At 53.5% G+C, this 24,243-nt stretch carries 26 protein-coding genes and 1 riboswitch; of the genes, 9 read left to right on the plus strand and 17 right to left on the minus strand.

Annotation, left to right across the window (positions count from 1 at the left end; translation table 11 throughout):
- Positions 1 to 191: 191 nt before the first annotated feature.
- A riboswitch (cobalamin riboswitch) is annotated at positions 192 to 410 on the minus strand.
- A 60-nt stretch (positions 411 to 470) separates the two neighbouring features.
- Positions 471 to 986 carry an NUDIX hydrolase gene (locus RGQ30_RS13535; protein WP_130557718.1) on the plus strand — a complete coding sequence of 172 codons (516 nt, stop codon included), beginning with the start codon at positions 471 to 473 and terminating at the stop codon, positions 984 to 986.
- A 5-nt stretch (positions 987 to 991) separates the two neighbouring features.
- Entirely contained in the window at positions 992 to 2,059 is a 1,068-nt protein-coding gene (gene mnmA, locus RGQ30_RS13540; RefSeq protein ID WP_130557717.1) for a tRNA 2-thiouridine(34) synthase MnmA, read from the plus strand.
- Positions 2,060 to 2,147: 88 nt separating this feature from the next.
- Here mnmA and RGQ30_RS13545 read toward each other — a convergent pair whose 3' ends face one another.
- Positions 2,148 to 2,759 carry a glutathione S-transferase C-terminal domain-containing protein gene (locus RGQ30_RS13545; protein WP_130557716.1) on the minus strand — a complete coding sequence of 204 codons (612 nt, stop codon included), beginning with the start codon at positions 2,757 to 2,759 and terminating at the stop codon, positions 2,148 to 2,150.
- A 190-nt stretch (positions 2,760 to 2,949) separates the two neighbouring features.
- Here RGQ30_RS13545 and purB point away from each other — a divergent pair, with 190 nt between their 5' ends.
- Complete coding sequence (gene purB / locus RGQ30_RS13550) at positions 2,950 to 4,326, plus strand: adenylosuccinate lyase (RefSeq protein WP_130557715.1); 1,377 nt, start codon at positions 2,950 to 2,952, stop codon at positions 4,324 to 4,326.
- Positions 4,327 to 4,333: 7 nt separating this feature from the next.
- On the opposite strand, the gene RGQ30_RS13555 is transcribed toward purB, so the two are convergent.
- Genes RGQ30_RS13555 through yajC form a run of 4 tightly spaced genes read right to left on the minus strand, consistent with a single transcriptional unit; the run spans position 4,334 to position 8,535 of the window.
- Positions 4,334 to 5,263: a PilZ domain-containing protein gene (locus RGQ30_RS13555; protein ID WP_130557714.1), complete on the minus strand. Its 930-nt coding sequence runs from the start codon at positions 5,261 to 5,263 to the stop codon at positions 4,334 to 4,336.
- 31 nt (positions 5,264 to 5,294) lie between these two features.
- On the minus strand, positions 5,295 to 6,248 hold the full coding sequence (gene secF, locus RGQ30_RS13560; protein WP_130557713.1) for a protein translocase subunit SecF: 954 nt from the start codon (positions 6,246 to 6,248) through the stop codon (positions 5,295 to 5,297).
- Positions 6,249 to 6,279: 31 nt separating this feature from the next.
- Positions 6,280 to 8,184 (minus strand): protein translocase subunit SecD, encoded by a 1,905-nt coding sequence (gene secD, locus RGQ30_RS13565; RefSeq protein ID WP_130557712.1) that lies wholly within the window; start codon positions 8,182 to 8,184, stop codon positions 6,280 to 6,282.
- Positions 8,185 to 8,193: 9 nt separating this feature from the next.
- Entirely contained in the window at positions 8,194 to 8,535 is a 342-nt protein-coding gene (gene yajC, locus RGQ30_RS13570) for a preprotein translocase subunit YajC (protein ID WP_130557711.1), read from the minus strand.
- A gap of 135 nt (positions 8,536 to 8,670) precedes the next feature.
- On the opposite strand from yajC, the gene msrA reads away from it, so the two are divergent.
- Positions 8,671 to 9,213, plus strand: a complete 543-nt coding sequence (gene msrA, locus RGQ30_RS13575) for a peptide-methionine (S)-S-oxide reductase MsrA (protein ID WP_130557710.1) — start codon at positions 8,671 to 8,673, stop codon at positions 9,211 to 9,213.
- On the opposite strand, the gene RGQ30_RS13580 is transcribed toward msrA, so the two are convergent.
- From RGQ30_RS13580 to RGQ30_RS13620, 9 genes are read right to left on the minus strand one after another with little or no spacing between them, the layout of a single operon-like run.
- Positions 9,203 to 10,015: a tRNA threonylcarbamoyladenosine dehydratase gene (locus RGQ30_RS13580; RefSeq protein WP_130557709.1), complete on the minus strand. Its 813-nt coding sequence runs from the start codon at positions 10,013 to 10,015 to the stop codon at positions 9,203 to 9,205. The two genes, msrA and RGQ30_RS13580, sit on opposite strands and share 11 nt — an antisense overlap.
- Positions 10,012 to 11,136 carry a S1C family serine protease gene (locus RGQ30_RS13585; protein WP_130557708.1) on the minus strand — a complete coding sequence of 375 codons (1,125 nt, stop codon included), beginning with the start codon at positions 11,134 to 11,136 and terminating at the stop codon, positions 10,012 to 10,014. Before RGQ30_RS13585 ends, RGQ30_RS13580 begins: the two co-directional genes overlap by 4 nt.
- Complete coding sequence (locus RGQ30_RS13590; RefSeq protein WP_298216929.1) at positions 11,133 to 11,774, minus strand: DUF2946 family protein; 642 nt, start codon at positions 11,772 to 11,774, stop codon at positions 11,133 to 11,135. Before RGQ30_RS13590 ends, RGQ30_RS13585 begins: the two co-directional genes overlap by 4 nt.
- Entirely contained in the window at positions 11,767 to 12,756 is a 990-nt protein-coding gene (locus RGQ30_RS13595; RefSeq protein WP_130557706.1) for a hydrolase, read from the minus strand. Before RGQ30_RS13595 ends, RGQ30_RS13590 begins: the two co-directional genes overlap by 8 nt.
- Before the next feature lie 15 nt (positions 12,757 to 12,771).
- On the minus strand, positions 12,772 to 13,227 hold the full coding sequence (locus tag RGQ30_RS13600; RefSeq protein ID WP_130557705.1) for a YybH family protein: 456 nt from the start codon (positions 13,225 to 13,227) through the stop codon (positions 12,772 to 12,774).
- A 56-nt stretch (positions 13,228 to 13,283) separates the two neighbouring features.
- Positions 13,284 to 14,138: a formyltetrahydrofolate deformylase gene (purU, locus tag RGQ30_RS13605; RefSeq protein WP_130557704.1), complete on the minus strand. Its 855-nt coding sequence runs from the start codon at positions 14,136 to 14,138 to the stop codon at positions 13,284 to 13,286.
- A 37-nt stretch (positions 14,139 to 14,175) separates the two neighbouring features.
- The gene (waaF, locus tag RGQ30_RS13610; RefSeq protein WP_130557703.1) at positions 14,176 to 15,213 is read right to left on the minus strand and encodes a lipopolysaccharide heptosyltransferase II; all 1,038 of its coding nucleotides are present in this window, start codon (positions 15,211 to 15,213) and stop codon (positions 14,176 to 14,178) included.
- A 24-nt stretch (positions 15,214 to 15,237) separates the two neighbouring features.
- Complete coding sequence (locus RGQ30_RS13615; RefSeq protein WP_130557702.1) at positions 15,238 to 15,441, minus strand: zinc-finger domain-containing protein; 204 nt, start codon at positions 15,439 to 15,441, stop codon at positions 15,238 to 15,240.
- Between the two features lie 5 nt (positions 15,442 to 15,446).
- On the minus strand, positions 15,447 to 16,367 hold the full coding sequence (locus tag RGQ30_RS13620; RefSeq protein WP_130557701.1) for a branched-chain amino acid transaminase: 921 nt from the start codon (positions 16,365 to 16,367) through the stop codon (positions 15,447 to 15,449).
- Between the two features lie 141 nt (positions 16,368 to 16,508).
- On the opposite strand from RGQ30_RS13620, the gene RGQ30_RS13625 reads away from it, so the two are divergent.
- Genes RGQ30_RS13625 through RGQ30_RS13640 form a run of 4 tightly spaced genes read left to right on the plus strand, consistent with a single transcriptional unit; the run spans position 16,509 to position 19,648 of the window.
- Entirely contained in the window at positions 16,509 to 17,177 is a 669-nt protein-coding gene (locus RGQ30_RS13625) for a TetR/AcrR family transcriptional regulator (protein WP_130557700.1), read from the plus strand.
- Positions 17,178 to 17,203: 26 nt separating this feature from the next.
- A complete protein-coding gene (locus RGQ30_RS13630; protein WP_298216941.1) occupies positions 17,204 to 17,896 on the plus strand; it encodes a protein-L-isoaspartate O-methyltransferase family protein in 693 nt (230 codons plus the stop codon).
- Between the two features lie 13 nt (positions 17,897 to 17,909).
- The gene (locus tag RGQ30_RS13635) at positions 17,910 to 18,245 is read left to right on the plus strand and encodes a rhodanese-like domain-containing protein (RefSeq protein WP_420915145.1); all 336 of its coding nucleotides are present in this window, start codon (positions 17,910 to 17,912) and stop codon (positions 18,243 to 18,245) included.
- A gap of 17 nt (positions 18,246 to 18,262) precedes the next feature.
- Positions 18,263 to 19,648 (plus strand): TolC family outer membrane protein, encoded by a 1,386-nt coding sequence (locus RGQ30_RS13640; protein WP_130557698.1) that lies wholly within the window; start codon positions 18,263 to 18,265, stop codon positions 19,646 to 19,648.
- A 20-nt stretch (positions 19,649 to 19,668) separates the two neighbouring features.
- Here RGQ30_RS13640 and RGQ30_RS13645 read toward each other — a convergent pair whose 3' ends face one another.
- Both RGQ30_RS13645 and waaC read right to left on the minus strand, forming a co-directional pair.
- Positions 19,669 to 20,997, minus strand: coding sequence for a 3-deoxy-D-manno-octulosonic acid transferase (locus RGQ30_RS13645; RefSeq protein ID WP_130557697.1), 1,329 nt, complete (start codon positions 20,995 to 20,997; stop codon positions 19,669 to 19,671).
- Positions 20,994 to 21,959 (minus strand): lipopolysaccharide heptosyltransferase I, encoded by a 966-nt coding sequence (waaC, locus tag RGQ30_RS13650; protein WP_130557696.1) that lies wholly within the window; start codon positions 21,957 to 21,959, stop codon positions 20,994 to 20,996. Before waaC ends, RGQ30_RS13645 begins: the two co-directional genes overlap by 4 nt.
- Before the next feature lie 85 nt (positions 21,960 to 22,044).
- Between waaC and RGQ30_RS13655 the strand changes: the two genes are divergently transcribed.
- A complete protein-coding gene (locus tag RGQ30_RS13655; protein ID WP_130557695.1) occupies positions 22,045 to 22,851 on the plus strand; it encodes a glycosyltransferase family 2 protein in 807 nt (268 codons plus the stop codon).
- A 661-nt stretch (positions 22,852 to 23,512) separates the two neighbouring features.
- On the opposite strand, the gene RGQ30_RS13660 is transcribed toward RGQ30_RS13655, so the two are convergent.
- Positions 23,513 to 24,241, minus strand: coding sequence for an amino acid ABC transporter ATP-binding protein (locus RGQ30_RS13660; protein WP_130557694.1), 729 nt, complete (start codon positions 24,239 to 24,241; stop codon positions 23,513 to 23,515).
- Positions 24,242 to 24,243 lie beyond the last annotated feature (2 nt).

The raw sequence follows: 24,243 nt of genomic DNA on the forward strand, positions 1-24,243 counted from the left end.
ACCTTGAGGTTTGACCACACCCACCGTGCGGCAATTAATTCACTGGAGAAGACAAAAGACAGGCGATGAAACAGTCTACGCAAACAAGCCGAAGGCGATACGCCGACAGAAGTCCCGGAAAAAGTTCGAATGGAAACAATTAGCCGCCTGCGCACTGCCTCCCCGCAGCACCAGTCGCTCGCCTGAATGGGACAGGCTGAACGGTCAAGGCCGGTATCCGGGCTTGTAAGTTTTGATGTGTCGCCTTCCCAGTCGCTGTTTACACCAAAATGTAAACAGCTTTACTACCAGTGGCAAAATGACACACCCGCACTTACTTACCGTTGCGGGGGCAGCGCAGGCTTGATACCTGCTTCCCGTTTAACTGCGCTCAAAAAATGAGCACAAGCACCTTAACCCTGCTATTCTAACGTGTTTTTTCAACACCCAAACATCGGCGCACTCTGTTTAGCTAGTGCGATTGAAAAGCCATGTCAGAAGTCTGGAAACCCAGCGTTACCGTAGCCGCCATTGTTGAACATCAGGGCAAATTCCTGATGGTGGAAGAGCACACCACCGATGGCATCAAGTTGAACCAACCCGCAGGCCACCTGGACCCAGGTGAAACGCCGCAGTTTGGTGCTGCGCGCGAGACACTCGAAGAATCCGCCTGGGAAGTTAACCCGGTGGGCTTGCTTGGCATCTACATGAGCCGCTATACAAGCTCCCGCACCCTGGAAGACGTCACCTACCTGCGCTTTGCCTTCGCGGCGGAAGTGATCAAACACCACACCGATCGAGCCTTGGACGAAGGGATTATCCGCACAATCTGGATGACCGTCGAGGAATTGCGCGCAACGCAAGATCAGCACCGCAGCCCCTTGGTAATGCGCTGCGTCGAAGACTTTTTAAACTGGAAAGCCGGCAAGCAGCCCATTATGCCGCTTGAGCATGTGTACACGCACCCCAGCGTGCTGGCTGGCCCAATGCCTCCTGGCGTGTCGTAAGCAACATGGCAAAAACAGTGGTAATCGGCATGTCGGGCGGGGTAGATTCCTCGGTTTCAGCCTGGCTGCTCAAACAGCAGGGTTACAACGTCATCGGTCTTTTCATGAAAAACTGGGAAGACGACGATGACTCCGAATATTGCTCCAGCCGCCAGGACTGGCTGGATGCAGCCAGCGTGGCCGATGTGGTGGGCGTTGACATTGAAGCCGTGAACTTCGCCAGCGAATACAAAGACCGCGTGTTCTCGGTGTTTCTCAGCGAATACTCCGCAGGCCGAACACCCAACCCCGACATTCTGTGCAACAGCGAAATCAAATTCAAGGCTTTTCTCGACCACGCCTACAGTCTGGGGGCTGACTACATTGCCACGGGCCACTATGCACGTGTTCGCGAGTTGAACGGCGAGTTTCAATTGTTGAAGGCTGTGGACCACAGCAAAGACCAATCGTATTTCCTGCACCGGCTTAACCAGGCACAACTGAGCAAAACCCTGTTTCCTCTGGGCGAAATCCAGAAAACCGAAGTGCGCAAAATTGCGCTTGAACTGGGCTTGTCCAATGCCACAAAGAAAGACAGCACTGGCATTTGTTTTATTGGCGAGCGCCCATTCCGCGACTTTCTGAACCGCTACTTGCCCACTGCACCTGGCCCTATTCTGAATGATGAAGGCCAGCAAATTGGCGAACATGTGGGTCTGAGCTTTTATACCCTTGGGCAGCGCAAGGGCATTGGCATTGGCGGCCAGAAGGAAGGCAATGGCGAACCCTGGTTTGTGGCTCGAAAAGACCTGCCTAACAATGTGTTGTATGCCGTGCAAGGGCATGACCACCCGTGGCTGCACCAGAAAACCCTAAGTGCGGAACAAGCCCATTACATTTCAGGAAGCGCACCCAGTGAGATGGAAATGGGCTGCAAGGCGCGCTACCGGCAGGAAGATGCTGCGTGCCACTTCAGGGCCACGCCCTCAGGCTTCGAGCTGAACTTCGAGGAGAGCCAGTTTGCAGTCACGCCAGGCCAAAGTGCAGTGCTATATCAAGGCGAGGTGTGTCTGGGTGGCGGTGTCATCGCTTGAATCATGTCGATACCCATAAAAAAAGCCCCAGTACTGGGGCTTTTTTATTTTTGCGAGCAGATTTGCCTGACCGCACTTTAAAGAGTCTTCATTCAGGCTTGGTGTCTTCAAAACTTGGGCGACAGGCCAAACGTTCTGAATACTCATTCAATTCCGGATACAGTTCACGCCACTTCAGTTCGGGCATGCGGAAGTCCAGATAGAACAAGGCGCAACCCACGGTGATATCCGCCAGGCTGAATTGTTCAGTCAGGTAGTAACCGGGAGTTGTCTTGATGCGATGTGACACCCAGGCCAGACCACTGTGTATTTTCTGGGTTTGGCGATCAATCCAGACCTGGCTGACCTTGTCGCCTTCATGGAATCTTTTTTCCAGCAAAATATCCACCGCCGCCTGGCTGATGCCTTGCCCCAGTGACTCGACAGTACGCACCAAGGCGCGCTGATTCGGGTTGGTCGGCAACAGGGGTACCGTTGGCATCATGTATTCCAGCGTGCCGGAAATAACCAATGAATCAAATACAGTTTGACCACCATCCAGAATCAGGCAAGGTACCTTGCCCAATGGATTGTGCTCGGCAATGCGGGTATTCTCGTCCCACACATTTTCCAAAACAAACTCGTACGGAATTTCTTTTTCTTGAAGCTGCACGCGTATTTTTCGCACGAAAGGGCTAGTCAGGGATCCCACTAGTTTCATCACAGTTCTCCTAGATACAATCCTGGATGAGATTGCGTGTTGTTTCTACGACCTGAAAGTGTCTAACAGTTTTACAAATTGAACAAGCAGTATTCCAAAATAGCACCGGGGACATCACTCAGTCCAAACAGTTTCGGGTGGGACAGGTTACAATACAAGGCTTTGAAAAACCTCAATTTTTACCGCCCGCATGATCTCTTCAGACTCTTTAAGCACCTTAACCGCAATTAGCCCGCTTGACGGCCGTTATCAGTCCAAAGTGGCGAATTTGCGCCCCCTGCTCTCTGAAGCCGGGTTCATGCACCACCGCGTCATTGTCGAAATTGAATGGCTCAAAGCGCTTGCAAACGCGGGGTTCTCCGAACTTCCTGCCTTTTCGGCACAGGCACTCGCCAAACTCGAATCGATCAAAAACGAGTTTTCAGAAGCCGATGCACAACGCATCAAGGAATTCGAGGTCACCACCAACCACGATGTAAAAGCCGTGGAATACTTTATTAAAGAAAAGTTTCAGGCCGATGAAGAACTGAAAAAATCAGCAGAATTCGTTCATTTCGCCTGCACGTCTGAAGACATCAACAACATGAGCCATGCACTCATGCTGAAAGCGACCCGTGAGCAGGTCATTCTGCCCACCCTGGACCGCATGGTTACCACTCTGCGCAATTATGCGCACCAGTTTGCTGACCTGCCCATGATGTGTCGCACACACGGTCAGCCTGCCAGCCCCAGCACAATGGGCAAGGAATTTGCCAACGTAGTACACCGCCTTGAACGCGCCATAGCTGCAATTCAAGCTGTGGAATTGCCAGCCAAGATGAACGGTGCGGTGGGCAACTTCAATGCACACCTGTCGGCCTACCCGGAATTTGACTGGGAAAAGCTGAGCCGTGATCTGATTGAAAGCCTGGGTTTGACCTTCAACCCCTACACCATCCAGATTGAACCCCATGATGGCATTGCCGCCTTGATGGACGCCATTGCCCGCACCAACACCATTCTGATCGACTTGAGTCGCGACATTTGGGGCTACATTTCACTGGGTTATTTCAAGCAAAAGCTGAAAGCTGGCGAAGTGGGTTCATCAACCATGCCACACAAGGTCAACCCGATCGACTTCGAGAACGCCGAAGGCAACTTGGGTATGGCCAACGCCGTGCTAAAGCATTTGGCTGAGAAACTGCCTGTTTCACGCTGGCAGCGTGATTTGACCGACTCCACGGTACTGCGCAATTTGGGTGTCGGCATTGGCTATGCCATCCTGGCGTATGAAAGCTGCCTGCGTGGTTTGGGCAAGCTCGAAGTGAACGAAGCGGCCATTGCTGCAGACATCGACAATGCCTGGGAATTGCTTGCAGAACCCGTTCAAACAGTGATGCGCCGCTACGGCCTGCCTAACCCGTATGAGCAACTCAAGGAACTGACACGCGGCAAAGGCATTACGCAGGAAGGCTTGAAGCAATTCATAGGTCAACTGGACTTGCCCGAAGCAGAGAAAACACGCTTGTTGGCAATGACACCTGCCAGCTACATCGGCAAGGCCGCTGAACTGGCCAAACGCATTTAACCGGGCTTCAGGGGTTGCCGACTGAATACAGCGGCGACTCCAGCTTCAGCACCAGCCGTTCGCAAACAAAAGCGTGAATGGCAGCAAAATCACTGTCTTTCAAGAGGTTGAAAGCCAAACCATAACTGGTCTTTTCACCTGCGCCCCCGTGATGGGCAACAACACGGGCAGGCAGTTCAAACAGGTATTTTCGGCCAGATACGTGCAGCTGGAAAGCCAGCAAAAACTCGCCGCCCACAACCAAGGCACCCCCGGAAGTCAATTTAAGCTCGGCACCGCCTGTTGAAAGATTCAGCACCACTGCGTTTCTGGGATGTGTATCTTCCGCATTCAAACGCACAGTGGCTGGCACCTCACAAGCCACCCTGCGGGCACTGCGTATCGGGGTCGATTCGAGCTGTTGTTCTTGCGGCCAAGACATGACCAGCAAAGGATAGGGCGACAGCAACACCTTTTCAACCATGGCGGTGAAGTGATACACCGACAAGCCATAGAACGAGCGAAACTCCCAGTTCTGGCCTTCTTTGGTAAAAATGCAGCTGCCATCCCGCATGGGGTGTGACACTACGAAAGCTTCCCGACCATGGGCGCCGACCAGCTTGACCGGAAACACATCGGTTTGACCAATCAAATTCATCTTGAGGCTTGCGCCGGTTTCGGAGGGCTCTTCTGCAAGCTGTTTCAGCAAGGCAGATCTAATCTCCACCCCGGGCTTCACGCTGCCTTTGGCTTGCTTGGACTGCAACACGGAGGATGACCAACGCGGGTTTTGATACAAACCCTTCAAGGCAAGCTCATCGAGCTGTTTGCTGGTGGCAATACTTTGACCGGCAGCCAGCAACAACATGCCTTGCCGGTCATAAATTGGAAACGGCAGCGCTTTGCCTATTTCGAGATCACCCTTGGCCAAGGGTGACAGATCTTTCGGATTTTCCACGCTGCCTTACACCCTCTACAGGGCGCCCACATCAAGGGGTTTCGAACTCTTTGTCTTTTTTGACCGGCTTGACCAAGTCTTCCCGAGTCAACCCCATCCACATCAGCATGGGGCTTGCTACCAATACAGAAGAGTAAATACCAAAACAAATACCGATTGTCAGCGCCACTGCGAAACCATGCAAGGTAGGGCCACCAAAAAACAACATGGAACACACCATGATCTGGGTTGATCCATGGGTGATGATGGTTCGGGAAATTGTCCGGGTGATGGCGTTGTCAATGGTTTCCTCAACTGTCATTCGGCGCACTTTCATGAATGTTTCACGAATTCGATCAAACACCACCACCGACTCGTTCACCGAATAGCCCAGCACTGCCAGCACCGCAGCCAATACCGAAAGGGAAAACTCCCAGCCGAAAAACGCGAAAAAACCAAGAATGATAATGACGTCGTGAAGGTTGGCCACAATCGCGGAAACAGCAAACTTCCACTCAAACCGCAAGGCAAGGTAGATCATGATCCCGGCGATCACCACCATCAAGGCAATCACCCCGTTTTCAGCCAATTCTCGGCCCACTTGCGGGCCCACGAATTCCACACGCATCAACTGAACATCTGGCCCGCCCAAGGCAAGCACCTTGTTTGTCATGGCCTGCTGATCGAGTTTGCCTTCACTTCCCAATACACCGGACTGCAAATCCTTGACCGCCAAACGTACCAGCACATCACGGGCAGTACCGAAGTTTTGTACCTGAGGCTCATCAATTCCCGTTGCACGCAAGCCTTCCCGAATTTTCTCGAGCTCGGCCGGTTGCGAATAACGGGCTTCAACCAAGACCCCGCCCGTGAATTCAACACTCAAGTTCAAACCCTTGGTGGACAGAAAAAACACCGCTGCCGCAAAGGTCAGAAAAGAAATGATGTTGAAAATCTTTGCATGCCGCATGAACGGAATGTCGTTCTTAATCCTGAATAATTCCATTTTCTTTTAATTCACTCGGTTCGATTGGTGATCAGGCTTTTTTCGCCACGCTGTTGTCCAAATCAGTGCCACCGTCGGGGCGCCAGATTTGGCCGATACTCACTGAATCCAGTTTCTTCTTGCGGCCATACCAGAGGTTAACCACAGCGCGGGACACCACCACGGAACTGAAAATGGAGGTCACGATACCCAAGCAATGGACCACAGCAAAACCACGGACAGGGCCTGAGCCAAACACCAACAGGGCAAGGCCTGCGATCAGCGTGGTGATGTTGGAATCAAGAATGGTAGCCCATGCACGCTCATAGCCGGCAAAAATGGCTTGTTGCGGTTGTGCGCCATCTCGAAGTTCTTCCCGAATACGCTCGTTGATCAGCACGTTGGCGTCAATGGCCATACCCAGTGTCAATGCAACAGCAGCCAGTCCAGGCAGCGTCAATGTGGCCTGTAATACCGAAAGCAGAGCAAACAGCAAGAGCACGTTGACGCCCAGCGCAAACACGGAAAACACACCGAACATGAGGTAGTACACCACCATGAAAGCGCCCAGCACCACAAAACCGTAGACAGTTGAGCTAATGCCCTTGTCAATGTTGTCTGCGCCCAGGCTTGGGCCAATGGTACGCTCTTCAATAATGTCCATCGGGGCAGCCAAGGAGCCGGCACGAAGCAACAAGGCCAAGTCTGCAGACTCGACCGTGTTCATGCTGCCCGAAATTTGTACTCGGCCACCGCCGATTTCAGCGCGGATCACAGGTGCAGTAATCACTTCACCCTTGCCTTTTTCAACCAGCACGATGGCCATGCGTTTGCCGATGCTTTCAGCGGTGATGGTTCTGAAAATTCGGGAACCCTGGCTGTCAAGGGACAGATGAACAGCTGGCTCTTGGGTCTGGTTGTCAAAACCGGCCTGTGCATCCGTGAGGTTTTCACCAGTCAGGATCACTTCAGGGCGTAGCAACAAGTCGCGTCCGCCACGCTCGGTGTAGCGCTCAAGGCCAAATGGCACAATGCCGCTGGCCAAGGCTGACTGAGCTTCCGGGCTGTCGTCTACAAGACGCACTTCCAAAGTGGCCGTCCGGCCCAAAATGTCCTTGGCCTTTGCTGTGTCTTGAACGCCTGGCAATTGCACCACAATTCGGTCAGCACCCTGGCGTTGAATCACGGGTTCGGCGACACCCAACTCATTAATCCTGTTGTGAAGTGTTGTAATGTTCTGGCGCAATGCATACTCACGCGCCTGTTGTTCAACGCCGGCAGCCAGACCCACATTCAAAATGAAATCGGTGCTGTTTTCAGGGACGCTGAACTGAAGGTCGCTTGAGCTTTTTTCCAGCGCGGCCCGAGCCTTGTCAAGCGAGGCAGCATCGCGGAATGTCATTGAAAAACCCGCGGGCGTCCGCACTGCGCTTGAGTAGCGCAAATCCTGGTCACGCATGGTTTGCTTGGCGCCACTCAAGAGCGAATCCTTCCGCTTTTCAAGGGCTGCATTCATGTCCACTTGCAACAGAAAATGCACGCCACCACGTAAATCGAGACCCAGGTACATGGGCAAGGCATTGATGTTGGTGAGCCAATCCGGCGAACGCGACAACAGGTTCAAGGCCACAATGTAGTCAGGGTTGTTCAGGTCTGGATTCAATCGGGCCTGAAGGAGATCCCGCGCCTTGAGCTGTTCTTCCGATGTATTAAATCGCAGCTTGACGGTGCCGCCACCCAGGTTCTGTTCATAGAACACCCCGTCTGGAGTCAAGCCCTGAGCTGTCAGGTCGCTGGCCAAACGGTCGGCGACTTCAGCGGACAGTTTCAAGGTGGACTTGCCGCTTGAAACCTGCACGGCAGGGGCTTCGCCGTAAAAATTGGGCAAGGTGTACAACACACCCAACACCAAGGTGACGGCGATCAACAGGTACTTCCAGACAGGGTATCGATTCATGACGGCGGATTAACGTGTTTCTTTCAGGGTGCCACGGGGCAGCAGGCTTTGCACGGCAGCGCGTTGCACCACCACTTCAACAGGCTTGTCGCCCATTTCAGCAACTTCCAGTGTGATATACGACTCATTGATTTTACTGATCTTGCCCAACAAACCACCCGACGCAATCACCTCATCGCCTTTCTGTAGCGCTTCAACCATGGATTTGTGTTCCTTCTGACGCTTCATCTGGGGGCGAATGGCCAAGAAGTAAAGCACACCGAACATCAAAATGAGAGGCAAAAAGCTCAAAAGGCCACTTTCCGGGCCAGCGGCTGCGGATTGCGCAAACGCGGATGAAATCACGGTCATCTCCTTAAAGTTGTGATGGGTTCGCGCCGAGTATACAACGCTTGACACCCAAAATTCAGACCAAAAGGCTTGACTTGAGTTCCACTTAAAGATTCACTAGATGATTGTGGGAACCATAAAAACAGGCTTTGATTTATGTCGAGCAATATTGAACAGGCAACCTTGGGTGGAGGTTGTTTCTGGTGCACTGAGGCTGTCTTTCGCCAACTCAAGGGAATTGAACTTTGTGAGTCGGGTTACAGCGGAGGTTCAGACCCAAACCCCAACTACGACAAGATATGTGGTGGCAAAACCGGACATGCAGAAGTCGTCCGCCTTCACTTTGACCCCAATGTCATTTCATTTAGAAAAATTCTCGCTGTATTTTTCGCCATTCACGACCCTACCACGCTGAATCGCCAAGGCAATGACATTGGTACGCAATATCGGTCAGTGATTTTTTTCCACACCGACGAGCAACGTGACACTGCCTTGGCCTTTGTGGAAGACCTTGAAAAAAGGAAAATTTTCCGAGACAAGGTTGTCACCGAGATATCACCACTGATCAATTACTTTCCGGCCGAGAAATACCACCAGGAATACTTCGAGAACAACCCCATGCAACCTTATTGCGCCTATGTGGTTGCACCCAAGGTTGAAAAGGCTGAAGATCTTTTCGCGGATTTGTTCAAACGCTAGGCTTTAAACCTGCCTGAATGTTCTGTGAAATGGCTTGTGAAATGGCCCATGCGGCCATTTGCATGCCCATGGTGGCCGTCACGGTAACCACCGAGCCATAACCCGCACAGTTCAGCCCTGCCGAAGGTTCACACGCGTTACTTCGAGTGACCTGCTCGGCAGAATAAAAGACGGAGACGCCCAATTTCTTTTTGGGGTCTTTGCTGTAGCCGTGCTCTCGCCGAAGGGTGTAACGCACCTTGGCCAAAAGAGGATCATTGGTGGTATCGCGCAAATCCGCTGGCTGAACCAGCCAGGGTTTGCTTTTGCCACCAGCGCTGCCCGACAGCACTACTGAAATGCCCAACCGTTTGGCCCAGTTGACCATGGCCACTTTGGCACGCACATTGTCGCAACAATCCAATAGTACTTTGTATGCGGCGTTCGATTGCGCAAATCTGGTCAACAGGTCCTGTGCATTTTCCGGCTCAAGAAATGCATCCACCAGGGTCACTTCACAACTCGGGAAATAACTGTGAATGTGGTTGGTCAGGGCCTTGATCTTCTCCTGCCCCAGGGTGGCATCGCAGGCCTGAATCTGGCGGTTGATGTTGCTTTCCGCCACGTGATCCAGGTCAACAAGTGTGATTCGACCTACGCCACTGCGTGCCAGCGCCTCGGCAGCCCACGAACCCACGCCCCCCACGCCCACCACCATGGCGTGGACCTGTGTATTCAAATACGCGTACGCTCCTTCGCCGTAAAGGCGATCCAGCCCGCCGAAGCGGCGACTTAAATCTGCGGTCAGGGCGCCATCGCTCATTGACGCGTTTCCAGGTCGGCAATTCGAACCGTCAATTCGCGAGTGTCGTCACCCCGCATCACCAGCAAATTGGCTGTACCGCCCACACCAATGGCTTCAAGTGCTTTGGACAATTGCAGGACGTTGGCCACAGGCTTGCGGTCCACTGCGATGATGATGTCGCCAACTACACCGGCCTGCAAATCAAAAGGCATCAAGCCGACTTCTGAAGCGGGTGAGCCCGGCTCTACACCCATCACTGCAATACCCCGAATACCCAGGCGGCGGGCAAGTGACTCATCGGCCACCGAGATACCAATGCCTGGGCGTGGCAATGTACCGCGCTCAATGAGTTGCGGAACAATCTGGTTGACCAGGTCAACCGGTATAGCAAAACCCACCCCTGCAGAGCTGCCGCTTTGCGACAAAATCGCAGTATTTACACCAATCAACCGGCCGGCAGAATCAAGCAGCGGCCCACCCGAATTACCCGGGTTGATCGCCGCATCGGTTTGAATGACATCCGGAATTTCACGGCCATTGCTGACTGGCAAGGTACGACCCAAGGCGCTCACAATGCCTGCAGTCAGCGTTTTGGACAAACCGAATGGGTTGCCAATGGCAAACACGGATTGCCCCACCAACAGGTCGCCTGAAGTGCCCACCGGGATGGGGCGAAGATTGGCCGGCTTGTTCACCAAACGAATGACCGCCAAATCATAGGATGGCGCAATGCCAACGAGGCGCGCAGGCAATGGCTCGGAATCATCGAGTTGCACGCGGATTCGACTTGCACCCTGTACTACGTGGGCATTGGTCACAATGTGCCCTGCGTCGTCCCAGATAAAACCAGACCCGGTTCCCTCCGCCACACGCCGAAAGAAGAGTTGCCCCTGTACGCTTTCAGTAAAAATATACGCCACTGAGGCCTTGGACACTTCAAACAGTTGAACCACACTTTTCTCACCGGCAGCCAAGTCACCGCGCGCCTCAACCACGCGTGGCGTCACGTTCTCGGGACGGCTGGTGAACAGGCTTTCAATGCTGGACTGGTTGTACAACACATACAGCAGTGCCACAAAAAGCACGAAGGCAAGCAATGCGGTGGCTGAAGCACCCCGCTGGTTCTGAATGGTTTTCACTGGATTGATTCCGGCTTGTTGATCTCGGGATTTGGTTCAAAGTTGAAACGTGCAGCCACTTGGCTGGATTGAATACCTTGCATCTCAAAGACACATTCGCGTCGTCCCGTTGGGGTGCTTTTGCCTTTGCGCAGGCGCGTTCGCGTGGCAATCAAGGTGTCGGGATCAACCTCCGGTATGGCCCAGACAGCGTGGTGACTCAGCTGGGTGTCTTTTTCCTGCAAGCCCGCAGCCAGCAATTCCATGTCACTGCTGTGCAGCAGGCCAATACCCTGCTCGCCTTGAATCAACACCCTGCCCTGTTCATCCTGATACATGGCTTTGGGCCAGTCGAGCAGGCCAGTGTGGGTACTCAGCATCAATTCACCGGATTCCAGTGGATGAATGCGATACACCCAAGGCGTGTAAGCCAGGTGAACATAGGCTTTTTGGGGACCGTTCTGGAAATAGTAACGGCCGTCCGGCTCGCAGCCATAGTTGCGGGCCATGAAGTTCAGAATGCGCGGGTGGCTGATCGTCAACCCTTCTGGCACCGGGCCAGTCAACAACCAGTCGCCTTGCTGGTTCAGCTTCAACCAACCGGCAATTGCCGGCACATTGGGCCAACGCGCCAATGCTTTTTCAACGAGATCATCCACCTCTTGCTCCGTTGTGTTGTGCAAAGAAAGAATCGCACTGTCGGGGCAGCCAGTCCAGCCCCAAACGCATTCTGGGGCTGCCATTGGCAAAGCCCACATGGCCACCATGCTCCGTGAACCGGCAAGTGACCTGATTCGACACCTCGTTTGCCGCTGGCAAATATTGCCCCCCCATGAACGGGTCATTTTTTGCGTGAATCATCAGGGTGGGCACCGCAATCTGCTTCAACAAGGGCTTGGCGGAGGACACAGCGTAATAATGTTCTGCGTCCCGAAAGCCATGCCAGGGCGCAGTAACCCGGTTGTCAAAGTCGAAGAAGTCCTTGCAACGCGCGATGTCGTCCGCATTGCCCAATTGCGGAAAACGCCTGATTTTCTCAATTGATTTGGGAATCAGGGTATTCAAAAACATTCGGGTGTACACCCGGTTAAAGCCTTTGGCCAGCGAATTGGCCCCAGCAAGCAAATCCACTGGTGCACTAACTGACACGGCGGAACTAATCACTTCGCGGGCCGCTTCCTGTTGCTCACCCAGCCATTTCAGCAACACATTGCCACCCAGCGACACGCCGGTGACATGCATGCTATCCACCGCCGGAAAGCTTTCACGCAAACGCCGCAGTATCCAGTCCATCTCGGTTGAATCACCGGAATGATAGGCGCGTGGATTCAAATTGTTTTCGCCAGAGCATCCCCGAAAATGCACCACCACACCCAAGGCACCTGCGGCTCGGGCCTGGTTCATCACGGCCAGGCTGTAATGGCTTCGGGAACAGCCCTCCAGGCCATGAAAAAGCACCCACAGGCTGTGGTGGCGCGCGGCCACCTCAGGGGATTCAGTGAAATCAAGGTCAATGAAATCGTGGTCGGGGGTGGTCCAGCGCACACGGTGATACTGCATCGCGGGCTTGCTGGCCCACCGTGCAGCGAGAATGGTTTGCGAATGCCCTTCAGGGAGCCACCAAGGAGAACGGTACAACATATGGGGTGACGCTTTTTAATGCAAGGTGGGCTGAGGATCAAATTCAGACAGATCGTCCTCGGCCAGTTCTTCTGTGTCCATTGCCGGGCTGGCATGGTGCATCACAATCTTCCAGCCATTGGGCCCCTTGTGATACACATTGGTTGCATTGACCTGAACCACATGGGGTTCGCCCCGGGAACTGCTCATCATGACCTGCTCAACAAGGTTGTGAACCGACACCATCACTCCTTCAACACGATGCACGGGCACCACACGAATTTGCAAAGCCCCGGCCGAGAGAATCTCTTTCCAGGAATCGCGAACATCGTGATAACCCTCCACCCGAGGCCCGCCTGGGTGAATACATACTACGTGCTCGTCGTCGGCCCACAGATCCATCAAGGCCTCCAGATCGGCTGCTTCCAGCGCCTCATAGAAGGCTTGTTCAATGTCTTGGGGTGAGGAATGAATAACTTTGGTTCGGGACACTCAACACACTCCAAAAAAATACAAGGCGTTACACACAACCCTCAGGGTTGATGCTTTCACTGAAACACCACCGTTTTGTGGCCATTCAAGACCACGCGGTGCTCACAATGCCATTTCACGGCGCGGGCCAGTACCATGCATTCCGTATCGCGACCACGGGCGGTGAGTTCCTCGGGCGTCAGCGAGTGATCAACACGGGCGACATCCTGCTCAATGATCGGGCCTTCATCCAGATCAGAAGTCACGTAATGCGCAGTCGCACCAATCAACTTTACGCCTCGATCGAATGCTTGCTGATACGGCTTGGCCCCTTTAAAGCTGGGCAGAAAACTGTGGTGAATGTTGATCACCCTGCCCAACAGATCACGGCAAAGCGCGGGTGACAAAATTTGCATGTACCGGGCGAGCACCATGAGATCGATCTTTTCATTCTCAACAATCTGGCGAATCTGGGTTTCCTGCAATTCCTTGGCATCGGGCTTGACCGGCAGATGATAAAACGGTACACCATAGGAAGCAGCAAGCAGCGCAAAGTCCTGATGGTTCGAGACAATCGCCGGTATTTCACACGGCAATTGCCCGCTTTTCCAGCGGAACAACAGGTCATTCAGGCAGTGGCCGAACTTTGAAACCATCAGCAATACTCGGGGTTTCACACTGGCATCGAAAAACTGGTACTTCATGCCGAAAGGCGCAGCCACTGTTGCAAAATTGGCTTGCAGATCCATTTCATTGAGTGCGCTTTCAACTGGCAATGAAAAGTGAACCCGCAGAAAAAACAGGTTGGTCGACTCGTCGCCAAACTGGGCTGAATCGATAATATTGCACTGTTGGTCAAACAAGAACTTGCTGACGTTGTACACAATGCCCGTGGTATCCGGGCAAGAAATGGTCAGGATGTAATCACGCATGGTAATGCCAAATTGCGTCGGTAGTGGACTTGCTAGATCATACCCCGCGCGGGGCTGGCACCAACTGATCCGCCACCATTTTGGGGGTCAGCTTTTTCAGGCAATCGGTATGCCCGAGGGGGCATTCACGCTGAAAACAGGGGCTGCATTCCAGGCTCAGGTAATAGACTTTGGCCGCCTTGTTCAAAGGGGGGGTGTGGTGTGGGCTGCTGGAACCGAATACCGCATGCACCTGAACATTCAAGGCGGCTGCCACATGCATCAAGCCTGAATCATTGGTCACCAACTGGCTAGCCGCTGACATCAAGGCCACCGCCTGCGCAAGGCTCGTTGAGCCAGCCAGGCTGACAGCACGGCTGCGCAAGGGCTGCGGCAGCAGTGCCAAAATTTCACCGCAGAAAGCCTGGTCTTTCGGCCCGCCAAACAACACCGCGTGTTGGGTCTGATTTTGTTCAAGAAACGCAGCTGCCACTTGCGCAAAATGGTCGGCGGGCCAGCGTTTGGCAGGACCAAACTCTGCACCAGGAGCCAAAGCAAGAAAACCTGCCGACAAACTGAACTGTTCCAATGTAGTCGTGGCCATGCCGGGATCGACCTGCAATTCCGGATACGCCAGCGCGTCAGGCAGAACCCCACCCAGGCGTCCATACCATTCAATCATGGGAGGCTTGTTCGTTTTGGCCGGTTTGGGCAAGGGGTGGGTGAGTACGGCTGTACGCAATTCACCGTCGTATCCAATTCGCTTGGGAATACGCGCAAGCCAAGGCAACAGAGCGGACTTCAGGGAGTTGGGCAACACCACGGCCTGGTCAAATTTCTGATTTTTTAAACCCTTCGCAGCCTTGCGCCGCAAACTCCACTGCAACTGCCCATGGGCAAAGGGCTCTACATGCACCGCGTGCACTGTGTGGCTGAACTGGTAAACCGGTGCGGTGACGGGAGGGGCCAGCACATGAATTTCACAAGGCTGACCATCGGAACCGAAAAGGGATTTGTTCTGGTGCAAGGCCTGAATCAGCGACAGGCTCATCACCGCATCGCCAATCCAGTTTGGAGCAACAATCAAAATTTTCATGCTGCCGTCAACACACTTGCCGCATCAATGTGCGTGTACTTTCGCACCGGGCTTCAGCGTATATACCGTGCCGCAATACGGACAGGCTGCCTTGCCTGTTTTTGTTACGTCCAAGTACACCTTGGGGTGTGTGTTCCACACCGGCATGGCCGGGTTGGGACAAAATGCAGGCAACTGGTCGCCATCAAGCTGAACGGTTTCATGTTTTGCTTTTTTGTCACTGATCATGATTCTTATACCCTGGTCAGCCAGTGTTCGTATTTGTCATTGCGACCATACACCACGTCGAAATAACGCTTCTGCAATTCTTCGGTGATCGGGCCGCGTGTACCTGCGCCAATGGTACGGTTGTCCAGTTCACGCACAGGCGTCACTTCAGCAGCAGTACCAGTAAAGAAGCACTCGTCCGCGATGTAGATGTCGTCGCGGGTCAGGCGCTTGCTCACCACTTCCAGGCCCATTTCACGGGCCAGAGAAATAATGGTTGAACGGGTAATACCCACCAGGGCTGATGCAATTTCAGGCTCGTAAATGCAGCCGTCTTTGATCACGAACACGTTCTCGCCTGCGCCTTCAGCCACAAAACCATCTACGTCCAGCAGCAAGGCTTCATCGTAGCCATCTTGAACCGCTTCAGTATTGGCCAGAATGGAATTGGCGTAAGTGGCCGCAAACTTGGCACGCGCCATGGTCACGTTCACATGATGGCGGGCGTAGGAAGATGTTTTGACTCGAATGCCTTTTTGCAGACCTTCTTCACCCAGATAGGCGCCCCAAGGCCATGCAGCAATTGCAACATGTGTGGCTGCGCCCTTGGGCGAAACACCCATTTTTTCAGAGCCATAAAAAGCGATTGGACGGATGTAGCAAGAATCCAGTTTGTTTGCACGCACCACTTCACAGCAGGCTTCCATGATTTGTTCACGGGTATACGGCATGTGCATGCGATAAATGTGGGCCGAATTGAACAAACGGTCGGTGTGCTCTTTCAAGCGGAAAATAGCTGGGCCCTTGTCGGTTTTGTAGGCACGCTCGCCTTCAAACACGGACAGGCCATAATGCAAACTGTGTGTAAGCACGTGAATTTGCGCTTCACGCCACGGCACAAGTTTGCCGTCAAACCAGATAAAGCCATCGCGATCGGCCATTGACATGCTGAATTCTCCGAAATTCCAAGATTTACCAAACCGACATATTCTACAACCCAACCAGCATCGAATTGGGCGCAGTACGTTGACTCGGTGAAGAATGAACCACTATAGTGCAATCAAGCACCCTAAAAAAGAAGTACTCCAATGAAGCAATGCTTGGCAAATGCACAACCCCGGTGGACGCGGCGCAAACAGGAGAGGCCGCAAGAACTGCTCGACGCCGCCCTGACCATTTTCAGCGAGAAAGGGTTCGCTGGGGCTCGCCTCGAAGACGTGGCCAAAAGCGCGGGTGTCAGCAAAGGTACTGTTTACCTGTACTACTCTAACAAGGAAGAACTGCTGAAAGCTGTGGTCAAGGAGCACGTATCCCCAATTGTCGAGGAGGCCAAGGGCCTGCTCGAACCTGATAAAAGCTCAGCCGTCCTGATCCGCGAAGCAATCCACCTTTGGTGGCTCAAGTATGGTTCAACCAAGTTGAGCAGCATCACCAAAATTGTGCTCTCGGAAGCCAACGCTTTTCCCGAACTGGCCCGGTTTTTTTACAGCGAAGTGGTTCGCCCTTGGTGGGATTATCTTGAATCCATCCTGAAACGCGGCATATCGCGAGGCGAATTTTCAGACATTGACACCCAATATGCGGCCCAGGTGCTGTGCGCGCCGCTGGTGACACTTGGTTTGTGGAAACGAACCATGGACACCTGCTGCGGCATTGACACCAACCCAATGCGCTACATTGAAGCTCACATCCAGATGGTGCTTGGCGGCTTGACTTGCCAGCAACATGTCACAGGACATTCAGCGCGACTCGCTTAAAATTTGCTAAAATAGAAAGTTATCTATTGACCACCCCGCGAGAACCCGCCATGGACTTCGAAAAAGCCCGCTTCAACATGATCGAACAGCAAATCCGCCCATGGAATGTGCTGAATCAGGACGTGCTTGATTTGCTGGAAGTGGTTAAACGCGAAAATTTTGTGTGCTCTGGCTTGGAAAAACTGGCATTTACTGACTGCGACCTGCCCATCCGCATCAACGGCAGGGACACTGGCGAAACCATGTTCAGCCCTAAAATGGAAGCGCGCATTCTGCAGGAGCTCGAACTTGGAAGTCAGGATAAAGTGCTCGAAATCGGCACAGGTACTGGATACATGGCCGCACTGATGGTTCAGCAATGTGCGCACGTGACCACGGTTGAGTTGAATGGCAGCATCGCGGAATTGGCGCGTGCCAACCTGAAAAAGAATGGAATCACCCGTGTGAAAGTACTTGAAGGTTGTGGCTTTGAACTCGCAGCAGGTTTGGGGCAATTTGACGCCATCGTGCTGTCCGGCGCCTCATCCATCATGCCTGCATCGCTGTTGGGTGCCTTGAACCCCCTGGGCCGCCTTATGGCTGTGGTTGGCAAGGCCCCGGCCATGCAACTGGTCTTGGCCCGCAAGTCCAAAGAAGGACAACTGATCACAACACCCCTGTTCGAAACCATGACCAAGGTGTTGACCAACGCTCCCAAAGCCAGTGAATTCGTATTCTAAGGAATAGGCACAAATGTCCCAGCCTATCGCGCAAATCAGCGCCGCCGATTTGTCCGATTGGCTGGGTAGCCCCGACAAGCAACAACCGCTGTTGCTGGATGTCCGCGAAAACTGGGAATTCGAAATCTGCAAGCTGCCTGGCAGTCTTTCAATTCCGATGGGTGAAATCATGGACAGGGCCAAAACTCTGGATCCGGAAACCGAGTTGGTGTGCATCTGTCACCACGGCATTCGCAGTCAGCAGGTAGCGCTCTACCTCAAAAGCCTCGGATTTTCCCGGCTCTACAACTTGCGCGGCGGCATTCATGACTGGTCGTGTACCGTAGATCCAAGCTGCCCCACCTATTAATCCAGGACATCAATTCAATGCCCACCCCAAGCAACACCACCAAGCAGCAGTCAGGTGCATCTGGATTGAAAGTCGTGTTTCTTGTCTGTCTGTGCTTGCTGGGGCGAACAGGTTTTGCGCAAACACCTGCCACTGAAAACCTGTCAGCACTCTTTGCCTTGGCCCGGCAGCACGATGCGCAATATCTGGCAGCCGCCTCGCAATTGCAAGCCGATCTTGAGACAGAAAATCAAAGTCGATCGGCCTTGCTGCCCAACGTAAACCTTGGCGCCCGGATTGAAAAACAGGAAAACACTTACGATGCATTTGGCATGTCAGTGGACGCCAGCAGAAACCCCGGCACCTACAGCCTGACACTGAACCAGGCGATTTTTCGTCCTCAGGCCTGGGAGAGTCACAAACAAAGCCAACTGATTGGTGAAATTGCCAAACTCGCTTTCAAGCAGGCCGAGCAGGATTTGATTTTGCGGTTGTCCAAAGCCTACTTTGACTTGTTGTCTGCTCAAGATGAACTGGACAACTTGCAACTTTTGAAAACCGCAATTACCGAACAATTGGCTTTCGCCAAAGCCAATTTTGAAGTGGGCAGCACCACAATTACCGACCAGCAGGAAGCACAGGCACGGTTTGATTTGACAGTGGCTCAGGAACTTGCCGCAACAAACCAATTGGCGGTTCGACAGCTTCAGCTGGAAACCATGGTGGGTAAGCCCGTTCAAAAGCTATCCCAATTGAAACCTGAAATCCAATTGGATACACCAAGCCCCAACAGCCCTGACCAATGGGCCGCACAAGCCCGCGAAAACAATTTACAGGCCCAGCAAATAAAGCTGGCCCACGGTGTAGCAAAGGCAGAAGTCAACAAAGCCAGGTACGGTCACCTGCCCACGCTGGACTTAACTGCCCAAATGGTTGAAACAGAGCAGCAAATTTTTGATGGCACCAGCGGACGTCCATTTGACATCGGTGTGGACAGCACCACCATCGGGTTGGTCATGAACCTGCCCATTTTCTCGGGTGGCGGCACGCAAAGTAAAGTGAGGCAGCAGGCAGCCCTGCTGGAAAAATCTCAGAACAATCGGGACTTTGCTGAACGAAGTGCCGCACAAAACGCAAAGGCTGCCTTTCTAGGTGTGCAAAGCAGCCTTGCCCAGGTCCGGGCGCTTGAAACGGCCATGTCGTCTAGCGGACTGGCATTGCAATCCAACAAAACAGCCTTTGAGGTGGGCATACGGATCAATGTGGATGTACTAAATGCCCAGCAGCAATTCAATGCCACCCAACGAGATTTGTCGAAAGCGAAGTATGCCTGCCTGATCAACATGCTTGAGCTACAAGCTGCGGCAGGTCAATTGAACATCGACGCATTGAAAAAGGTCAACAGCCTGCTGACATGGCCATAAAGCAAGTTCAGGCTGGCGCATCAAACTGCGCGATTCAACACATCAAAACTTCGCTGAGTTGCACCGCGATGGCTCCTCGCATAAGCGAAAGCCGCTTTTTTGGCCAAGTCAGTACCCTGATGGCCAGCAAGGTATTCATCGCAAACTGAAATCAAATTGTCAAAACGACGCGCAGCATTCGCCGCCAAAGCATCTTGCGCAGCTTTTGAGAAGTTGAATGTGTGAGGCCCCATCCAGACCGGGCAGCCATAAGCGCAAGCTTCGATCAAATTCTGCCCGCCAAAAGGCAACCAGGAACCACCCAGCAACGCCAGGTCTGCAACATTGTAGTAAGCGGGCATTTCACTCATGGAATCGCCCAACACCAAACGCGCCTGCCCAAACCCGGCCAGCGCCACGTTGTTTCCTGCATTGAATGACGCGGAGCGCCGCACAGGCCGAGCCACACCCATGCGCGTAGCTGCGTCCGCCATCAGATCAAACACCTCTTCAAAACGCTGAGGATGGCGCGGCACGATCCACACACTGGCCTTGGGCATGCGCTTGAAAAACTGACACCGGTTTAGCGCATCCAGCAACAGGGCTTCTTCGCCATCCCTGCTGCTGGCGAACAACAACACTTGATCGGCCTGCAACGACGCACGCCAGCTTCGCCCAATCGCTGCCAGTTCGGGTTTCAAAGCCACATCGAACTTCAGATTTCCACAAATGGCATCTGGTTTGCGGCCCAGGTTTTCAAACACCGCTGCATCTGCTTCGGTTTGGCAAACCAGCGTGCCCAAACTGCGCAATACAGGCCTGCTGATGAACTGCAATTGCGCCAAACGCTTTCCAGTGGTGGGTGAAACACGTGCATTGAGCAAGGCCGTGTGAATACCTTGACGGGCTGCCCCCAGCAGCAAATTGGGCCAAATTTCTGTTTCTACAATCCACAAGGCATGGGCCTTCACTTGTCTGACGCATTTTTTGACCAGCCAAGGCAAGTCATAAGGCAAATAGAAAAAACGGACGTTGTTCAACCCGGCATACAATTGCTTGCAGGTAGCCAAACCCGTAGGCGTGGTACAGGAAATAGCCCATTCGTGTTGTGGATGCACCTTGGCCCAGTGATGGACCAGTGGAGACACGGCATGCGCCTCGCCCACCGACACCGCATGCACCCAGATCCGTTTTTGCCCCGCAGGCACAGGTGAGAAATGTGGCAACCGGGCCAGGAAGCGCTGCCCCCAGGCCTGTCTGTATTCAGGCTGCTTGAGGCTTCGCTTGAACAGGTAAATCGCCAGCACAGGCTGTAGTACAAACAGGCAAAGGCTGTAAATTCCCAGAAACAGGCGAGCAAAGACACTCAAAGTTTATTCCCCCGTAGCAAACGCGTGGCGGCCCCGAACACTTCACCCACCGAGGGCTGGTGACCCACATCGCCCAGACTGATGGCGTGGGGATTGAACCGGGGCGCAAAGCGCCAGGCGGGCGTGGCAAAAAACAAAGCCACCATGGGCAGGTAATGTGCAGCCGCCAAATGCATGATCCCGGTGTCTACACCAATGACAAGGCCCGCGTGGCCAAGACGCAAACGAAGCTCGGCAAGTGACATGCCCGGCAATACCTCCACATGGGCAATGCCGGCGGCAATTTTTTCTGCTTGAACACGTTCAGCCTCACTGCCCCAAGGCAGCTTGATTTGGTAGCCAAGGTCAGAAAAGCGGTGTGCAAGTTCACGCCACTGGAGAAGAGGCCATTTTTTTTCATCCCGTGCCGTGGCATGCAAAAACCAGATTTCCGCACCCTTCGGAATTACCGGCAACACTTTTTGTGGGCGAATATCGTAGAAGACCGGTTTGCCATTCAAACGATAATTCAAAAGCCCGGCGGCCAATTCGCGAAGGCGCTCCACAGCATGGGCCTGGGGGTCCCAACCCGCGCGCTTTTTATAAAACAGGCAGGCCAGCCCTTCTTTGGCGTAGGAATAGCCTGGGCCCATGCGTGGCCCCTTGGCTGCGCAAGCCAGCAACGCACTTTTAATCAACCCCTGCAAGTCAATGACAGCGTCATATTCACGGTCTGCCAAACGGGCTTGAAGACTTTTCCACTGTTGCCAAGTGTGGCGAATGCCCAGTTTGCGCCATTTCCGCAAATTTACAGGCACTACCTCATTGACCAGCAGACTGGCTCGCACCAAGTCTGCAAATGGCTCTTCAACCATCCAGTCAATTTGAACAGAGGGGTCGTGGGCACGAATGTCACTCAAAACCGGCAAGGCGTGAATGACGTCTCCCATCGAGGTCGTCTTAACTATTAAGATACGCTTCATCTAGCGCTTGAGTTGGTCGCAATCGCATCATTGTAAGCAGAAGCGCTCGGTCAATCCGATTAGTCCCAGCCAAGGAAGAATAAATTTGAATTCTGCTCCACACAATCCAATCGCATTGTCTGCAGTGCTGATTACGCTGAACGCTGGCAGTCAGCTTGACGCAGCATTGAAAAGCCTGAAATTTTGCGACGACATTGTGATTGTCGATTCGAACAGCAGCGACAACACAGTCGAGATTGCAACGCGACAGGGCGCCAGGGTCGTGCAACAAAGCTGGCTTGGTTTCGGGCCCCAAAAGCAGTTCGCTGTGGCGCAGGCCAGACATGACTGGGTATTGTGTCTAGATGCGGATGAACGAGTGACGCCGCAACTGGAACAAAGCATTCGTGCCATGATGCTGCAGGCAGAACAAGGTTTGTTGCCAGACGACCTGGCGGGTTTCGACATGCCACGCTGCAACTTTTTCCTGGGTCGGTATCTGCGTCACGGTGAAGGGTACCCGGATTATTCTCGCCGCCTGTTCAATCGCAAGCTTGCCAATTGGAGCGATGACGCAGTTCACGAAAAAGTTGAATTGCTGACTGCTGGCCGTCACTTCGAAAAACTCCACGGTGACCTTTTGCATGAATCGGCAGAAAGCCTGGACAGCTATTTGGTGAAGCAGAACCGCTACACCAGCATTCAAGCGCAAGCCCTTGCCGCGCGGGGCAAATGGCCCAGTGTGGGCAAAATGACCTTGTCGCCACTGGTTCGATTCATCAAGTTTTATGTTGCGCGCAAAGGATTTCTGGATGGATGGCCGGGCCTGGTGCACATTGCAATTGGCTGTTTCAACAGTTTTATCAAGTACGCGAAAGTGCGGGAGTTGATGAGCAATCAGCGGGAGAAGTAACCCCGCGCGAGGCACGCCATCGCACTGCACTGAATTTAGCACTGCACTGGTTTGGGCACCGAACCGCAACAGGCCCCGTTTGCTTGAAAGGCCCAAAGGTAAAGGGTCGCCCCATTGCGTTGGGAACCGGAGGACCAACTCGCGCTTCGCGCTCAAACAGGTCCGTCCGGGGGCTTGCAGCCCATCCCAAAGCAGTGGGTCGACAAAGTTGGGGCCTTTCTGAATCACAAACCACAGCCTGTCGCAGATCGGTGCCTTGCCGTGCTGTGCTGTGCCATGCCATGCCATGCGGTGTCGCGACTCTGGCTTCTGCTCTGGATGCCAGCTGCTGCGGGTGCGGTCACACAAGGATTTGCGTCGATGGCATTTCTGCGTTGCACGCGATGAAACCAGAAGAATTCATGGGCCGGTCTTTGGCCGATAGTCACGACTCGCCCGCCGTTTCCCCACTTGAAATGGATTAGATGCGAAGCGGCTCCGCAAGGCGCCATTGCGCTTGCGGCATCCATTTCGGGTGGGAATGGAAACGGCCACAGCGACGACAATCAAATTGGGCGAGGCGGTCGGACCAAGGAGCAGGCCCATGGATTCTTCATCGTGGAGAGTTCGAGCAACGAAGGAAGCTGCCAGAGCGATCGCCCCGGCAGCAAGATACGCCGGATCAGTGACCCAGGATTTTTGACAGGAACAACTGCGCGCGTTCAGAACGCGGCGAACCAAAGAAGTCTTCCTTGGTACAGTCTTCCACAATGTTGCCTTTGTCCATGAAAATGACCCGATCAGCCACCTTACGTGCAAAGCCCATTTCATGGGTCACGCACATCATGGTCATGCCTTCCTGAGCGAGTTCCACCATTACATCCAGCACTTCATTCACCATTTCTGGATCAAGGGCTGAAGTCGGCTCGTCGAACAACATGCAGATCGGATCCATGGACAAGGCCCGTGCAATGGCCACACGCTGTTGCTGTCCACCGGAGAGTTGCCCCGGGAACTTGGCGGCTTGCGCTTTCAAGCCCACGCGGTCCAGCAGGCCAAGCCCCTTGGCTGTGGCCTCTTCCTTGGAACGGCCCAGTACCTTGATCTGGGCCAAGGTCAGGTTTTCTGTAATGGTGAGGTGAGGGAACAACTCAAAGTTCTGAAACACCATACCGACGCGCGAACGCAACTTGGGCAGGTCAGTGCCTTTGGCGCCAACAGAGACGCCGTCCACCGTGATAGTTCCTTCCTGAAAAGGCTCCAGCATGTTGACGGTTTTGATCAAGGTGGACTTGCCAGAACCTGATGGACCACACACCACCACAACTTCGCCCTTTTTAACCGAAGTTGTGCAATTGGTGAGCACCTGAAAACTGCCGTACCACTTACTTACTTTACTGATTTCAATCACAG

Origin of the sequence: Limnobacter thiooxidans (assembly GCF_036323495.1) — a bacterium.
GTDB lineage: Bacteria > Pseudomonadota > Gammaproteobacteria > Burkholderiales > Burkholderiaceae_B > Limnobacter > Limnobacter thiooxidans.

Coding starts and splice junctions, on each gene's coding strand:
- RGQ30_RS13620 (WP_130557701.1), bottom strand. CDS start 16,367: ATGTCAATGGCCGATCGCGATGGCTTTATCTGGTTTGACGGCAAACTT.
- mnmA (WP_130557717.1), top strand. CDS start 992: ATGGCAAAAACAGTGGTAATCGGCATGTCGGGCGGGGTAGATTCCTCG.
- waaC (WP_130557696.1), bottom strand. CDS start 21,959: ATGAAGCGTATCTTAATAGTTAAGACGACCTCGATGGGAGACGTCATT.
- RGQ30_RS13640 (WP_130557698.1), top strand. CDS start 18,263: ATGCCCACCCCAAGCAACACCACCAAGCAGCAGTCAGGTGCATCTGGA.
- RGQ30_RS13595 (WP_130557706.1), bottom strand. CDS start 12,756: ATGTTGTACCGTTCTCCTTGGTGGCTCCCTGAAGGGCATTCGCAAACC.
- secF (WP_130557713.1), bottom strand. CDS start 6,248: ATGGAATTATTCAGGATTAAGAACGACATTCCGTTCATGCGGCATGCA.
- RGQ30_RS13625 (WP_130557700.1), top strand. CDS start 16,509: ATGAAGCAATGCTTGGCAAATGCACAACCCCGGTGGACGCGGCGCAAA.
- msrA (WP_130557710.1), top strand. CDS start 8,671: ATGTCGAGCAATATTGAACAGGCAACCTTGGGTGGAGGTTGTTTCTGG.
- RGQ30_RS13615 (WP_130557702.1), bottom strand. CDS start 15,441: ATGATCAGTGACAAAAAAGCAAAACATGAAACCGTTCAGCTTGATGGC.
- RGQ30_RS13580 (WP_130557709.1), bottom strand. CDS start 10,015: ATGAGCGATGGCGCCCTGACCGCAGATTTAAGTCGCCGCTTCGGCGGG.
- purU (WP_130557704.1), bottom strand. CDS start 14,138: ATGCGTGATTACATCCTGACCATTTCTTGCCCGGATACCACGGGCATT.
- yajC (WP_130557711.1), bottom strand. CDS start 8,535: ATGACCGTGATTTCATCCGCGTTTGCGCAATCCGCAGCCGCTGGCCCG.
- RGQ30_RS13635 (WP_420915145.1), top strand. CDS start 17,910: ATGTCCCAGCCTATCGCGCAAATCAGCGCCGCCGATTTGTCCGATTGG.
- RGQ30_RS13535 (WP_130557718.1), top strand. CDS start 471: ATGTCAGAAGTCTGGAAACCCAGCGTTACCGTAGCCGCCATTGTTGAA.
- secD (WP_130557712.1), bottom strand. CDS start 8,184: ATGAATCGATACCCTGTCTGGAAGTACCTGTTGATCGCCGTCACCTTG.
- purB (WP_130557715.1), top strand. CDS start 2,950: ATGATCTCTTCAGACTCTTTAAGCACCTTAACCGCAATTAGCCCGCTT.
- RGQ30_RS13545 (WP_130557716.1), bottom strand. CDS start 2,759: ATGAAACTAGTGGGATCCCTGACTAGCCCTTTCGTGCGAAAAATACGC.
- waaF (WP_130557703.1), bottom strand. CDS start 15,213: ATGAAAATTTTGATTGTTGCTCCAAACTGGATTGGCGATGCGGTGATG.